Origin of the sequence: Sediminibacterium sp. (genome assembly GCF_051861365.1) — a bacterium.
In the GTDB taxonomy this organism is placed as follows: Bacteria; Bacteroidota; Bacteroidia; order Chitinophagales; family Chitinophagaceae; genus Sediminibacterium.
In genome coordinates this window covers 192,854-208,014 of sequence record NZ_JBHYCW010000001.1, presented here as the reverse complement: position 1 = coordinate 208,014, position 15,161 = coordinate 192,854, and the positions used below count along the sequence as shown (strand labels likewise).

The 15,161-nt window shown below is 39.3% G+C and carries 14 protein-coding genes; 13 read left to right on the top strand and 1 reads right to left on the bottom strand.

Annotated elements, in window-relative coordinates:
- On the bottom strand, positions 1 to 285 hold a 285-nt coding region (locus ACTIEV_RS00840), incomplete at its 3' end, for a DUF4372 domain-containing protein (RefSeq protein WP_439515883.1).
- 114 nt (positions 286 to 399) lie between these two features.
- Here ACTIEV_RS00840 and ACTIEV_RS00835 point away from each other — a divergent pair.
- The 13 genes from ACTIEV_RS00835 (at position 400) to nadB (ending at position 15,120) form a co-directional block, all read left to right on the top strand.
- Positions 400 to 1,134: a hypothetical protein gene (locus ACTIEV_RS00835; RefSeq protein ID WP_322196622.1), complete on the top strand. Its 735-nt coding sequence runs from the start codon at positions 400 to 402 to the stop codon at positions 1,132 to 1,134.
- 11 nt (positions 1,135 to 1,145) lie between these two features.
- Positions 1,146 to 1,571 carry a DM13 domain-containing protein gene (locus tag ACTIEV_RS00830; RefSeq protein ID WP_322196621.1) on the top strand — a complete coding sequence of 142 codons (426 nt, stop codon included), beginning with the start codon at positions 1,146 to 1,148 and terminating at the stop codon, positions 1,569 to 1,571.
- Positions 1,568 to 2,137 (top strand): YceI family protein, encoded by a 570-nt coding sequence (locus tag ACTIEV_RS00825; protein ID WP_322196620.1) that lies wholly within the window; start codon positions 1,568 to 1,570, stop codon positions 2,135 to 2,137. The genes ACTIEV_RS00830 and ACTIEV_RS00825 overlap by 4 nt, the downstream gene beginning before the upstream one ends.
- A gap of 17 nt (positions 2,138 to 2,154) precedes the next feature.
- On the top strand, positions 2,155 to 2,655 hold the full coding sequence (locus ACTIEV_RS00820) for a hypothetical protein (protein WP_322196619.1): 501 nt from the start codon (positions 2,155 to 2,157) through the stop codon (positions 2,653 to 2,655).
- Entirely contained in the window at positions 2,643 to 3,371 is a 729-nt protein-coding gene (locus ACTIEV_RS00815; RefSeq protein ID WP_322196618.1) for an NRDE family protein, read from the top strand. The genes ACTIEV_RS00820 and ACTIEV_RS00815 overlap by 13 nt, the downstream gene beginning before the upstream one ends.
- A gap of 9 nt (positions 3,372 to 3,380) precedes the next feature.
- Positions 3,381 to 4,436: a hypothetical protein gene (locus tag ACTIEV_RS00810; protein ID WP_322196617.1), complete on the top strand. Its 1,056-nt coding sequence runs from the start codon at positions 3,381 to 3,383 to the stop codon at positions 4,434 to 4,436.
- A gap of 80 nt (positions 4,437 to 4,516) precedes the next feature.
- On the top strand, positions 4,517 to 5,179 hold the full coding sequence (locus tag ACTIEV_RS00805; protein ID WP_322196616.1) for an HAD family hydrolase: 663 nt from the start codon (positions 4,517 to 4,519) through the stop codon (positions 5,177 to 5,179).
- A 274-nt stretch (positions 5,180 to 5,453) separates the two neighbouring features.
- Positions 5,454 to 6,380 (top strand): dihydrodipicolinate synthase family protein, encoded by a 927-nt coding sequence (locus ACTIEV_RS00800; RefSeq protein WP_322196615.1) that lies wholly within the window; start codon positions 5,454 to 5,456, stop codon positions 6,378 to 6,380.
- Between the two features lies 1 nt (position 6,381).
- The gene (locus ACTIEV_RS00795) at positions 6,382 to 7,968 is read left to right on the top strand and encodes an aldehyde dehydrogenase (NADP(+)) (RefSeq protein ID WP_322196614.1); all 1,587 of its coding nucleotides are present in this window, start codon (positions 6,382 to 6,384) and stop codon (positions 7,966 to 7,968) included.
- 31 nt (positions 7,969 to 7,999) lie between these two features.
- Positions 8,000 to 9,001 (top strand): 4-hydroxyproline epimerase, encoded by a 1,002-nt coding sequence (locus ACTIEV_RS00790; protein WP_322196613.1) that lies wholly within the window; start codon positions 8,000 to 8,002, stop codon positions 8,999 to 9,001.
- 47 nt (positions 9,002 to 9,048) lie between these two features.
- The gene (locus ACTIEV_RS00785) at positions 9,049 to 10,827 is read left to right on the top strand and encodes a DUF885 family protein (RefSeq protein WP_322196612.1); all 1,779 of its coding nucleotides are present in this window, start codon (positions 9,049 to 9,051) and stop codon (positions 10,825 to 10,827) included.
- A 623-nt stretch (positions 10,828 to 11,450) separates the two neighbouring features.
- The gene (gene ispG / locus ACTIEV_RS00780) at positions 11,451 to 13,463 is read left to right on the top strand and encodes a (E)-4-hydroxy-3-methylbut-2-enyl-diphosphate synthase (protein ID WP_322196611.1); all 2,013 of its coding nucleotides are present in this window, start codon (positions 11,451 to 11,453) and stop codon (positions 13,461 to 13,463) included.
- A 61-nt stretch (positions 13,464 to 13,524) separates the two neighbouring features.
- The gene (gene nadB / locus ACTIEV_RS00775) at positions 13,525 to 15,120 is read left to right on the top strand and encodes an L-aspartate oxidase (protein WP_322196610.1); all 1,596 of its coding nucleotides are present in this window, start codon (positions 13,525 to 13,527) and stop codon (positions 15,118 to 15,120) included.
- The last annotated feature ends 41 nt before the right edge of the window (positions 15,121 to 15,161 follow it).

Sequence of the window (15,161 nt, the reverse complement as noted above, 5' to 3'; positions counted from 1 at the left end):
CTTATTATTTGCATCTGATAATGTACTTCGGGCAGGAGCTTTATCTAATCCAAGATGAACTAGCTTGCCTTCGCAAGCTAACATCCCCTCACACAGCTCCCGAAGCCCATTACAGTAACTAAATACACCATACAGTAAACTCACCAAATGAACTCGTAACGGGAGTCTTTTATAGTATCTATTGGATTTATGTTTTCTACCAGCCGTATTAATGATTGATCCAGGAATAACATCTAATATCTGTGATAATACCGGCTGTCCGGGGAATTTTTTAACTTCACTCATAGTTATAGTTTAAGTGTGGTAACTCAAACTTAACTATTCGGGATGATTCTTAGTAATCATCCCTTTTTTTATGACATCTATTAAATATTTAGTCGGACAATAGTGATAAGTAATATGAAAAAATATATTGTCACTGCTTGCTTAGTACTTCTTGTTAATATCGTTACTGCTCAGACAGCATCAACAAAAAAAACGAATCGCTTTGTTGATTTGGCATTAACTGCCGGAACCTCACAAGGGTCTGCAGCCTTTTCTTATGTACACAATTGGAAAATCGGGAAAAAACAAAAATGGGAAATCGGAATTGGAGGAAGACTAACTAGCTACTTTGGAACTAAAAGAGATTATATCACAGCAGGTCCTGCCAGACTAACCAGAAATCATTCCATTCCATTTTTGATATTCTTTGCTGATCAAAAACCGGAAAATTGGGATACGCTCAACGTGCAAAGACCTTTTACAACTGCTTTGAATGCAACGGTTAATATCGGGTATCATTTTAATAAGAAATGGTCTGCAGGTTTTAATATCGATGTGATTGGTCTTACCCTAGGAAGAACCACCAATGGTATTCTCACGAGTAATGGTACTACAAGAAATGATGCTGATGTAAAACCTTCTGCCTTTAATCTACTGCTTACAGGCGATCATGATCTGGGTAGTTTGAATTCTGAGCTTTTCATCAACTATAAGCTATCTGATAAATGGTCTTTAAGAGGTGTTTATCAGTTCTATTTCTCAGAATATAAAACCAATAACTTGAATCAAGTGGCTTCAGATGGCACTATTATTAACAGATTTCGAAATAAAGTAAATGCATTTGGTATTGGAATATCCAGACATTTTTAAAAATTTGAATCATGAAAAAACATATTTATCTCATAGCTGTTATATTATCAGTTCTTTTTTATAGTTGTACAAAAACTGCTACATCATCTGATCAGCTAAATGAGCAAGTTGGTAGTTCAAGAATACCTGTAACTTCTGCGATGGCATTTACTTCGGCAAATTCATATACAGTTACAGGTAATGTAAGAGTATATCAGAAAGATGGTAAACTGGTTTTGGCATTAGAAAATTTTAAAAGTACCAATGGACCTGATTTGCGTGTATACATATCAAAAGAAATGCAACCGGTGAACTTCATCGAATTAGGAAGATTGAGATCTGTTCAAGGAAACCAATTATATGATATTCCGGGAAATCCTGATTTTAATACCTATAAATTCGCAGTCATACATTGTCAACAGTTTAACCGGGTTTTCGGTTTTGCAACCATTAAATGATTATTGAATTAAAAGAATATAACAGTGTGATGCGAATAATATTAGTTGGGATGATGCTACTGAATGTGCTACTCAGTTCTGCACAGAAACTTACACCTATTGACGCGGAATCATCGGTGAATTTTACCATCAAAAATTTGGGCATAAATGTTACAGGTAAGTTTACAAGCTTGTCCGGATTGATCAATTTTGATCCTGCCAACTTAGCAGAAAGCAAGTTTTCAGTATCTGTAAATGCGGGCACTGTGGATACCGATATTAAAGCCCGCGATAATCATTTAAAAAAAGAGGATTATTTTTATGTAGAGAAACATCCAAGGATTAGCTTTATATCAAAAAGTATAACCTTAGAAGGTGCCGGACAATACAAAATCACAGGAATACTTGAGATAAAAGGGATCGGCAAAGAGGTTAGTTTTCCATTTACCGCAAACCCTGTGTCGGATGGATACGTATTTAAAGGCGGATTTAAAATCAATAGAAAAGATTTTAAAGTTGGCGGAAAAAGCCTGATATTGTCTGATCAACTATCAGTTAACCTCTCAGTTTTGGCAAGAAAAAACTAACAAAAGAAACCCTATCTATGCAAATTGCTTTTGCTATAAAAAACGTGTTTGTACAACTGCACGAAACTTTAGATAAGCTAAATCCTGATCAATACACACAACCCAGTAAAGCATTATTCAATGCAACCATTGGTCAACATGTTCGACACATTGTTGAATTGTTTCAGTGTTTGGAAAATGGCTATGAGCAGGGTTTTGTGAATTATGAGCAAAGAAAAAGAGACAAAAGCATTGAAACGGATAAGCAGCTGGCCATTCAACTATTACATGAAATCAGTAGTCGACTGATTCGTGAAGACAAGATCATTCAGCTGGAAATGAGCTATGATGATCTCTCTAATGAGACAGTAGTGGTCAATAGTAATTATTATCGTGAAGTGGTCTATAATCTTGAACATACTGTACATCATATGGCATTGATACGTGTAGGTGTGTCAGAAGTATCTGATATCATTCTACCTGATGGCTTTGGTGTAGCTTCCTCTACTATGAAACATCGTGATACATGTGCACAGTAACTTTTATACCCGTGAAGGGTAAAGTAATGCTTACTTCTAACAGAGATGAAAAAGGAGTTCGGAAGAAAGCAGCGGCACCTGTTGTTCACATGGTTGGTCAATACAAACTATTGTTTCCCCAAGACACACAGGCTGGCGGTACCTGGATCGGCGCTTCTGAAACAGATACTACCATGGTGTTATTAAACGGTGGTTTTATTAAACATGAACCCGCAGCCGAATACCGGAAAAGTAGAGGGCTGATATTTCTGGATATCCTTTCTCAACAAAATTCGTTAGCTGCTTATAAGAAAATCAATTTGCTTGGCATAGAACCCTTTACCCTGATCATTTGGGAAGCAGGTTATTTATATGAATGCAGATGGAGTGGAGAGGAAAAATACATTCGTGAAGTAGATACAACACAGCCACATATATGGTCTTCGGTTACATTATATACACAAGATATTATTCAAAAAAGAGAGCAGTGGTTTGCTGAATGGTTGCAACAGCACCCACATCCGAATTCTGCTGATATTCTATCTTTTCATTTGTTTGGCGGCAATGGGGATGCAGAAAATGATATACGTATGAATCGTAATAATGAAATGCTAACAGTAAGTGTTACCAATATTGTTTGTGATGAACAGTCTGCTACCATGTTATATAATGATATTATTCATCAGGAACAGCACCAGTTATCGCTTTCATTTGTACAGCAACAGCCGGTTTCTTAACTTTCAGGCATGTCTTTGATCAGGAAACTCAAGTTTCATCCTTTTTTTATCAAACTTTTCAACTGGGAGTATTGGTCTTTTAATGTGCTCTATGCGCCCTTATATCCTTATTGGTTTTGGCTATGTTTAAAAGCTAGGGCTTTTTTTTATATCAATGCTGCCAATCCCGGCATACGTAATGGCGGATTTTTGATGGAGAGTAAAAAAGAGATTTATGATATTCTGCCGGAAGGCACTTATCCTACTACACTTTTCTTTCCTGCCGGAACAAATGCAGAAATTGTATGGAAGACAATTACGAATGAGCGTTTGCACTTTCCTTTGATCGGAAAGCCTGATATTGGTATGCGGGGAATGAGTGTTCAAAAACTAGAAAGTGAGTCAGAAGTAAAAAATTATGTTGCGCAAGCAGATTTTGATTTTCTCATACAGGCTTATATACCTTTTGAAGAGGAAGTAGGGATATTTTATTATCGCATACCGGGTGAGGAAAAAGGAACAATTACAGGTATTGTTGGAAAAGAGTTTCTAACTGTATCTGGTGATGGGATATCAACCATTGATCAGTTATTACAGTTGGACCCTAGATACATTCTACAATTGTCGGTATTGCGTAGAACTATGGCTGAAGAACTATCTATTGTTCTACAAAAAGGGGAGCAAAAAATACTAGTACCCTACGGTAATCATGCTCGCGGGGCTAAGTTTATTGATCTTAGCTATTTAGCTGATGAATCATTGAACCAAGTGATTGATCAACTGGCCAAGAAGATTGAAGGATTTTATTATGGCAGAATGGATATTCGTTATGAATCGATTGAATTGCTCAGAGAAGGTAAAAATTTTATGATTGTTGAACTCAATGGCTCAGGAAGCGAACCTACACATATGTATGATCCGAGACATTCGGTATTTTTTGCATGGCGTGAAATTGCGCGACACTGGTATCTCATGTGTAAGATCAGTATGATCAATCATGCAAAGGGCGTGCCTTATATGACAAAAGCGGAAGGACTGGCTATGTTAAAAGCCAATACTGCTTTGGTTAAAAAAATCTCCCAATAATAGCTATCGGTAAGTATTGATCAATAAATTAATCATTTGTTGTGCCATCATGCATTAATTTGTGCATCAAAATTTATCGGATGTTACATAGTGCCAAAGCTTTTCTTTTTGACTTGAATGGAACCATGATCGATGATATGCATTATCACAAACAGGTATGGTTTGATGTGCTGACCAAAGAACTGGGTGCAAACTTGACTTGGGATGAAGTTGCTCATCAGATGTATGGTAAGAATACGGAGTTGCTGATCCGCATCTTTGGTCCGGATCGTTTTACAGCAGAAGAAATGGATCATATATCAATGGAAAAGGAGAAAAAATACCAGGCACTTTATCGACCTGAAATGAAAACCTTACCCGGACTAGAACCATTCCTTGCCACCGCCAAACAAAAAGGAATCAAAATGGGAATCGGCTCAGCCGCTATCTTATTCAATATTGATTTTGCGATTGATGGTCTCAATATCAGACACTATTTTGATTCTGTGATTGGTGCAGAACATGTAAAACACAGCAAACCCGATCCCGAACCCTTTTTAAAAGGTGCAGAAGAATTGGGTGTAGATCCTGCAGACTGTATCGTTTTCGAAGATGCACCAAAAGGTGTGGAAGCGGCGTTGAATGCCGGAATGAAATGTGTAGTGCTGACCACAATGCATGAAGCAAAGGAATTTGAAAAGTATACTAATGTGATCATGTATACTAAAGATTATTTGAGCTTAGTGCCGATGATAGAAGGTTAAAGGAGTACAAAAAGCCAATCATCAACATATTCATTCGCTACTTTTTTGCATCGCGGTTGATGGGACGCAGATTTTTATGATGTGTTAGGATAGTAGCACTAAAATCAGCGCTGATCATAAAAAATCATAAAAATCTGCGTCCCATCAATATACTTTCTTACTAATGTCTTTCTTCTAAAAATTCAATACGTTAATATTACAGTATAAAATGTTGAATTCAATTTGGGAAAATTCCAATACTTTCCCAAGGGTCTAAACCTATAAACTATTCAGTATGGCTAATTTGACATGGAAGGGTGTTTATCCTGCTCTTCTCACACCATTTAAACAGGATGATGCTGTTGATTTTGAAGTGTACCAAAAAAATCTTTTCGCACAGTTAGATGCAGGTGTTGATGGTATCATTCTCGGCGGCTCTCTTGGTGAAGCAAGTTCTCTTTCCAATGAAGAAAAAAGAGATCTCTTATTGTATTCTAAGGAGCATATTCCAAAAGATTTTCCTGTCATTATCAATATTGCAGAGCAGACCACTAAAGCCGCTATTCAGCTGGCGCAGGATTCTGAGAAAAATGGGGCTGATGGGTTGATGTTGTTACCCCCCATGCGTTACTACGCAGACAGTAAAGAAACATTGGAGTATTTTAAAGCAGTAGCAGCTTCTACTTCTTTACCCATCATGATCTATAACAATCCCGTTGACTATAAGATTCATGTTACATTGGATATGTTTGAAGCCATGGTGCCCTACAAAAATATTCAGGCGGTAAAAGAATCTACACGGGATATTTCCAATGTAACAAGAATGATCAATCGTTTTGGTGATCGTTTTCATATTCTTTGTGGTGTTGATACCCTTGCTATGGAAAGTTTGTGTATGGGTGCAGATGGTTGGGTTGCCGGTTTGGTAGATGCTTTTCCGCAGGAAACAGTAGCCGTTTATCGTTTAGTGAAAGCGGGCATGATCGATGAAGCCTTAAAGATCTATCGTTGGTTCCTGCCCTTATTGGAGCTGGATATTCATCCGAAATTGGTTCAGTATATCAAGCTGGCCGCAACGCATACCGGTATTGGATCAACACATGTCAGAGCACCACGTTTGCCACTGGAAGGGGAAGAGTTGAAACGTGTGACTGCGATTATAGAAACGGCATTGACCAATCGTCCAACATTACCAGATTATTTGAACCTGAAACACAAGTAGGATGCTACAAGGGCATAACATTATCGGATTTGAAGTAACTGCAAAAGGCAAAGGATCATTCCAGTCTTTTAGTACCCTTCAAAGAACTTATTTACCGGAACATTTTCATGTTGCAACTGATGAAGAAATTGAAGTAGCTATCAAAAAATCGGTAGCAGCTTTTATAATTTTCAGCAAGACCGCTTTTATACAAAGAGCCATTTTTCTGGAAGCTATAGCAGAAGAGATATTGAACATCGGAGATTTTTTATTGGAGCGTGCCCACCTGGAAACCGGATTGCCCTTACCAAGGTTGACAGGCGAAAGAGACCGCACCATGAATCAACTCAAACTTTTTGCTACGTTACTCCGAGAAGGCTCTTGGGCAGATGCAGTGATAGATACAGCAATGCCCGAAAGAAAGCCACTGCCTCGCTCAGATATCAGAAGAATATTGCAGCCTGTTGGACCGGTAGCCGTATTTGCTGCAAGCAATTTTCCTTTTGCTTTTTCTACGGCAGGAGGAGATACCGCCTCTGCATTGGCCGCAGGTTGCCCTGTCATCGTGAAAGCACACAGTGCTCATGCAGGTACCAATGAACTGATGGCCCATGCTATTAGAAAAGCGGCTGAAAGAACAGGAATGCCTGATGGTGTATTCTCTTCACTGAATGGCGAAGGGGCCCTATTGGGACAAAGACTTGCCTTAGAGCCATCCATCAAAGCTATTGGTTTCACCGGTTCTTATCGCGCAGGAATGGCATTGTACAATACCGTTACACAGAAAAGAAAAGAGCCGATACCATTGTATGCAGAGATGAGTAGCATCAATCCTGTTATTTTATTACCGGAAACATTGGCATTGAAAACAGCGGAAACAGCTACTACTTTAGCGGCATCTATTACACTGGGTGTTGGGCAATTCTGTACCAATCCGGGTTTATTATTTGTTATCCGATCAAAAGCATCAGAGGCATTTACTGAATCACTGATAGCCGCACTTTCAAATGCGGCAGCGGCAACTATGTTGAATCAACATATTTGTAAAGCGTATTATGCAGAAAGATCAAGAGTTGCACAAACCAAAGGAGTAAAAGCATTGTTCATTGGAGAAGATCAGGGGCAAGTATATCAAGGAACTGCGGCTTTATTCACTGTGAATGCTCAGGATTTTATACGAGATTTATCATTACAAGACGAAGTATTTGGCCCATGTTCTTTGATAGTAATATGTGATGACAGAACAGAATTGGAAACTGCTTTACAAACATTACATGGACAATTGACCGGTTCTGTATTTGGTACTACCGATGAGTTGAAAAGATATTCATCTGTAGTAGATATTTTACAACAAAAAACAGGCAGGATTATTTTCAATAATGTACCTACCGGTGTAGAAGTTTGTCATGCAATGGTACATGGAGGTCCATTTCCGGCTACTACAGATGCAAGAACTACTTCTGTTGGAACAGAAGCAATTCGCAGATTTGTAAGACCGTTATGTTATCAGGATTGTCCACAGGAATTACTGCCTTTGTATTTGCAAAATGAAAATACAGCAGGTATTATGCGTAAAGTAAATGGAGCTTATACACGTGATGCTATCTGATTAAGTTTGATCGACCAACGACAATATTATAATGGCATATAAAAAATTCTTTTGTATTGATGCACATACTTGTGGCAATCCTGTTCGTCTCGTAGCAGGTGGTGGTCCTTTACTGGAAGGTGGTTCCATGATGGAAAAGCGATTACATTTTCTTCGTGAATACGATTGGATCAGAAAAGGATTGATGTTTGAGCCACGTGGGCATGATATGATGAGTGGAAGTATTCTATACCCACCTAATGATCCGCAAAATGATATTGGGGTGTTGTTCATTGAGACCAGTGGTTGCTTGCCCATGTGTGGACATGGAACCATTGGTACCATTACCATTGCCGTTGAAGAAGGATTGGTAACACCCAAAACACCGGGTCAATTAAGAATCGAAACACCTGCGGGTTTGGTACTCATTGAATACAAGCAAGAAGGAAAAAAAGTCGTGTCAGTAAAGCTCACGAATGTTCCTGCGTTTTTATATGCTTCAGATCTAGAAGTGGAATGCCCGGATCTAGGCAAGATCAAAGTAGACGTCGCTTATGGCGGTAATTTTTATGCCATTGTAGATCCACAGGAAAATTTCCCGGGTCTTGAACACTATACTGCCGATCAATTGATCTCATGGAGTAGGGTCTGCAGAAAATTATTGAATGAACAATATAGTTTTATTCATCCTGAAAATGAAAATATCAAAGGGTTAAGTCATTTGTTATGGACAGGCAAACCCATCGTACCTACATCAACAGCACGCAATGCTGTATTCTATGGCGATAAAGCCATCGATCGTTCTCCTTGTGGTACCGGAACCTCGGCACGTATGGCACAATGGTATGCAAAAGGGAAACTAAAAAAGGGCGATGCATTCATTCATGAAAGCATTATCGGCTCAACTTTTACCGGAAGGATTGAAGCAGAAACTACGGTAAATGGACAACCGGCTATTGTTCCAAGTATTGAAGGTTGGGCAAGGGTAACAGGATATAATACGATCATCATTGATGATGATGATCCCTATGCACATGGGTTTCAAGTGATATAAATATTGGGTCATTGAAATTTTATACAACAAACTACCAAAACAGCTATATGAAACAACAACAATTGCTCCTTGCACTGCTACTAACAGGCACTATGTTCTGTGCATTGCCACAACAAGCGCTTGCACAGGTTTCAAAAGAGACCTATGTTCCTTGTCAGGAAATGCCAACATTGATTCAGCAGTATGCTGCTGATAATCGTACACTGAGCAGGTATTATAGTCCTGCTTCTTCAAGAAGTGGTGGTTTTGGTGGTGGAGCCGATGCAAGCATCGGTTCTCCGGAAAAAAATAAGCGGTTACAACAGTTGGTGCAAGAGTATCAGAAAAAGCTGGCAGCTGTTGATTTCAAAAATCTTTCACAAGAGTGTAAGGTGGATTATATCTTATTCAAGAGAGATCTGACCGAAAGAATGGAGCAATTGGTAACAGAAGCCAATGAAGTTTCAAAATTGAGTCAGTGGCTTCCTTTTGCACCCAAAGTATATGCGTTGGAACAGCAACGCAGAAGAGGCTATCAGCCCAATGCAGAAGGAGTGGCAAAAGATTGGGCCGCCATGATTACAGAGATCAAATCCTTACAAGCAAAATTAAAAGAAGAAAAAGTGATCGATGCTGAATCTGTGTATACAGCGGGAGAAGTGATCAACAATCTTCGTCAGACATTACAAAGTGTATTTGATTTTTACAATGGTTATGATCCCATGTTTACCTGGTGGATACCAACGGTGCATAAATCTTTGGATGAGGCTTTAACAGCTTATGCAGGCGCATGGAAAACAAAAGCCAGTAGTTCGTTAACAGCAAGTGATAACAGCGGTATTGTAGGTGTAAGAGCTGGAAAAGCGAATCTTATCAAACAATTACAAAGTGAAATGATTCCCTATACTCCTGAAGAGTTGATTGATATTGCGAATAAAGAATTTGCATGGTGTGATGCTGAAATGTTGAAAGCTTCTAAAGAAATGGGTTTTGGTGATAACTGGAAAGCAGCATTGGAGAAAGTAAAAACCTTGTATGTTCCACCGGGAAAGCAACCTGAAGCAATTTTAAAATTATATACAGAGTCAATTGATTTTCTCAAAAAGAACAACCTCATTACCATTCCATCATTGGCAGAAGAAACCTGGGGCATGATGATGATGTCTCCTGAAAGACAATTGATAGCCCCATTCTTTTTAGGAGGTGCTGATATCATCATCTCTTATCCAACCAATACCATGACGTATGAAGACAGGATGATGAGTATGCGTGGTAACAATCCGCATTTTTCAAAAGCAACAGTACATCATGAACTGATTGCCGGACATAACCTGCAACAGTTTGTGAATACCAGAACCAGAACCTATCGCAATTTCGGCACACCCTTCTGGGGCGAAGGATGGGCATTGTATTGGGAATTGATTTTATGGGATATGCAGTTTGCTAAAACACCGGAAGACAGAATTGGTATGCTCTTCTGGCACATGCATCGTTGCGCCAGAATTATTTTCTCTTTGAATTATCATATGGGTAAATGGACACCCCAAGAGTGTATTGATTTTTTAGTAGACAGAGTAGGTCATGAAAGAGCCAATGCAGAAGGTGAAGTGCGTCGTTCATTTACAGGTCGTTATCCACCGCTGTATCAGCTGGCATACTTAACAGGAGGCAGACAGTTCTATGCGCTGAAAAAAGAATTGGTAGATACTGGTAAGATGACCTACAAACAATATCACGATGCAGTGATGTCGTTGAATAGTATGCCTGTTGAAATGGTAAGAGCTATTTTGACCAAGCAACCATTGACTGAGAATTTTAAAACTAGTTGGAGATTTTATAGTGAGTAATTTTTTTGCTTATTGTATGAGTCGAATTAACTTTTGGAAAGTTTCGGAACTTTCCAAAAGTTTTATATCGCGATTGATGGAACGCAGATTTTCTCCACCGGAGTCCTTTGGACATGATTATTATGGTTAGCGCGGATTTTTTATTACTATCATAACCCATCATAAAGATCTGCGTTCCATCATTATATTTCGATTTAACATTTTAAGCCTCATATAGCCACGATTATTTCAAAACACTGCCAACCCCTTAAAAAGAAAAGATCCTCGATTTCTCTTTGAGAAAACTACCCTGCAAAATGGGGTGCTTGGCGGATCCGGGTAACACCCCGTTATAACTCCGTTACAAGTCCGCTACAAGTCCGTTATAAGTCCGTATTCCAAGCGGGATTCATTCTACTTTCATTTGATGTTCATCCAATCCCCATTCTTACTATATCAACCCTCCCCCTAGGGCTCAGCTGATACTCCCCTTATCTATCTAAGGTATTCCCGAAGAAAACCCGAAGCAAGCACGGTCATGGTCCCTAGGAAATTCGAAAAAGCCCGAACAAGTAACGAAGCCTATCCGTTTTAAACACTAAATCAGGCGATTTCACGCTAAATTTGTACCTCATATCTCATTTATGCAAGCATACTGTCATTCCCTCACACAGTACAACCGATTGAAGACCAAAGAAGTGCGTATTGGTGATCTTTTGCTGGGTAATTTCCACCCCATCCGGTTACAAACCATGACCACTACCGATACCATGGATACGCTGGCAACAGTAGAACAAAGCATTCGTTGTATTGAAGCGGGGGCTGAACTGGTGCGTATTACCGCTCCCAGTAAGAAAGAAGCAGAAAACTTGCTCAATATTAAAAATGAACTTCGTAAAAGAGGGTATCATACCCCATTAGTGGCAGATATTCATTTTACACCCAATGCCGCTGAGATCGCTGCCAGAATTGTAGAGAAAGTACGTGTAAATCCGGGTAACTATGTCGATAAAAAGAAATTTGAACTGATTGAGTATACCGATGCTGATTATGCAGAAGAAATAGAACGTATCCAGGAAAGATTCACACCACTGGTTCGTATTTGTAAAGAATATGGAACTGCCATGCGCATCGGCACCAATCATGGTTCTCTGAGTGATCGTATCATGAGTCGATATGGCGATACACCGATGGGTATGGTAGAAAGTGCCATGGAATTTCTGCGCATCGCCCGCTATGAAAGTTTTCACAACATTGTATTGAGCATGAAAGCCAGTAACCCACAAGTAATGGTGCAGGCATATCGATTATTGATTCAACAGATGGATGCTGAATTTGGTGAATGTTATCCACTACACTTAGGAGTAACAGAAGCCGGTGATGGCGAAGATGGTCGCGTGAAAAGTGCTGCAGGTATTGGTACTTTATTGGAAGATGGGATTGGTGATACTGTTCGTGTGAGTTTAACAGAAGATCCAGAGTTTGAAATTCCTGTTTGTCGTGATCTTGTGAAACGTTATACAAGTTCAACCAGACAAACACAACATATTCCGGCTATTGAAAAGCTCACCTATGATCCGTTCAACTATCAAAGACGTGAAAGTTTTGAAGTGAGTAATATTGGCGGAAAACAAGTACCGGTTGTGATAGCCGACCTCAGTAAGCTGGATGCACTGACTCCTGAAAAACTTAGTGCTGTTGGATATACCTATGATGCTGCTACTGATAAATGGAATATCAGCGATATGGCAGCAGATTATATTTTCACCGGAGACCAAATACCTGATTTCGCTTTGCCGGGAACTTTAAAAGTGATTGTTGATACGAGTACCTGGAAAAAAGCAGCGGATCATGATAAATACTTTCCCATTGATGATGTAAAAAATTTTCTCAAGGGTTCAGCAAAAAGCCAACAGTTGAATTTTGTGATGCTGGACTGTTACAATGATGGTACACTTGCTACCCCTGCTGAATTACAAGAACTAGCAGCTGATAAAACCGTGGTACTTTGTTTGAGTAGTACCAATGATCACGCCATGCCTTCGGTGCGCAGGGCTTTTGTAGAGCTGATGCAACAGCAAGTGAATAATCCCGTGGTGCTGATCGTTGACAGTAACTGGCAAACAGCTGATGAACACCTTATTCATTATGCAACCGAGGCAGGTGCTTTATTACTCGATGGTTTTGGTGACGGAGTTTGTTTTGGGATGTCTGTCAACAGTTACTTACAGCAATCAGAAAAAGGTCATGCAGATACCAGTGGCAGAAACTATATGACCAATACTTCAGTCGAACAATTCATCAATAGTACGGCTTTCAGTATTCTGCAAGCAACAAGAACACGTATTTCCAAAACAGAATACATTTCTTGTCCGAGTTGCGGAAGAACTTTGTTTGATCTGCAAGAGACCACTGCAAAGATTCGCTCGGTTACCAATCATTTGAAAGGTGTAAAGATCGCCATCATGGGATGTATTGTGAATGGTCCGGGTGAAATGGCAGATGCTGATTTTGGATATGTGGGAAGTGGTGTTGGTAAGATCACTTTGTACAAAGGAAAAGAAGTAGTCAAACGAAATGTAGATAGTGAAGTGGCGGTGGATGAGCTGATCAATTTATTAAAAGAAAATGAAGCCTGGGTAGAACCGGCATCATAAATTTTAGATAGCTACGGGCTTAAGCCTCTAGCTATCTGAAATTTATGGAAAGGGATATTTTATGCAAACAGATTTTCTTGTTATAGGTTCAGGTATTGCAGGGCTTACGTATGCGCTGAAAACAGCACGTCATTTTCCGGATAAGAAAATCATGGTCATCACCAAGACACAAGCCGATGAAACCAATACCAAATATGCACAAGGAGGTATTGCTGGTGTATGGGATGAGAATAGAGACAGTTATGAAAAACATATTGAAGACACATTAATAGCGGGTGATGGTTTATGTAATGAGTCGATTGTAGAGATTGTGGTGAAAGAAGGTCCGGAAAGAATTCGGGAGATCATTTCTTATGGTGCTGAGTTTGATAAAAATGAAAAAGGAGAGTATAGCCTAGGTAAAGAAGGTGGACATAGTGAAAACAGAATTTTACATCATAAAGATGTAACCGGACAAGAAATGGAACGCGCTTTATTGGATGAGATGGCGCAGGTATCGAATATTGAATTGATCAATCACTGTTTTGTAGTAGATATTCTCACACAACACCATTTGGGTTTTCTGGTAACAAAATCTACTGCAGATATTACTTGTTATGGAGTGTATGTACTCAATCTGCACACCAATAAAATTGAGAAAATTCTTTCCAAAATTACTTTATTGGCAACAGGTGGTTGTGGACAAGCATACAGAACCACTACCAACCCCAAGATTGCTACGGGTGATGGTATAGCGATGGTATACAGAGCTAAAGGAAGAATAGAGAACATGGAGTTCATTCAGTTTCACCCCACTGCTTTGTATGAACCCGGCACTTCCCCTTCTTTTTTAATTACAGAAGCGGTACGTGGTGACGGTGGTGTTTTGCGCAATAAATATGGGGAAGCTTTTATGGAACGGTATGATGCCCGTAAAGACCTCGCACCTCGTGATATAGTAGCTAGAGCCATCGATAATGAAATGAAACGTACCGGTACGGAATATGTGTATTTGGATTGCAGGCATATGGATCGGGAAAAATTCATTCATCACTTTCCCAATATTTATGAGAAATGTATGAGTATGGGTATTGATGTATTACAACATATGATACCGGTAGCTCCAGCAGCTCATTACAGTTGTGGTGGTATTAAAACTGATGAGCATGGCAGAACTTCTATTCGTAATTTATATGCCTGTGGAGAGTGTGCCAGTACAGGTTTGCACGGTGCCAATCGATTAGCGAGTAATAGTTTATTAGAAGCCATGGTATTTGGGCATCGTTGTTATTTGGATAGTATTGAAACCATTCACAATATCCATATTCAACACAGTATTCCCGATTGGAAAACCACCGGAACCACAGAACCTCGTGAAATGATCCTCATCACTCAAAGTTTGAAAGAGTTGCAGCAGATCATGAGTGATTATGTAGGTATTGTAAGAACCGATATTCGTTTGGAACGTGCTATGAAACGTTTGGATCTGTTATATGCAGAAACCGAAGAATTGTATCGCTCTACCAAAGTATCACCACAGCTTTGTGAGTTGAGAAACCTAATTACGGTAGGATACCTCATCGTAAAAGGCGCACAGTTCAGAAAAGAAAGTAGAGGTTTGCATTATAATACAGATCATCAGGAGAAGAGTGAATTGTTGCAGAATATTATACTTTGATCTGTGATTTTTTGATTTGAAGAAGTCAAAAGTCAAAAGAT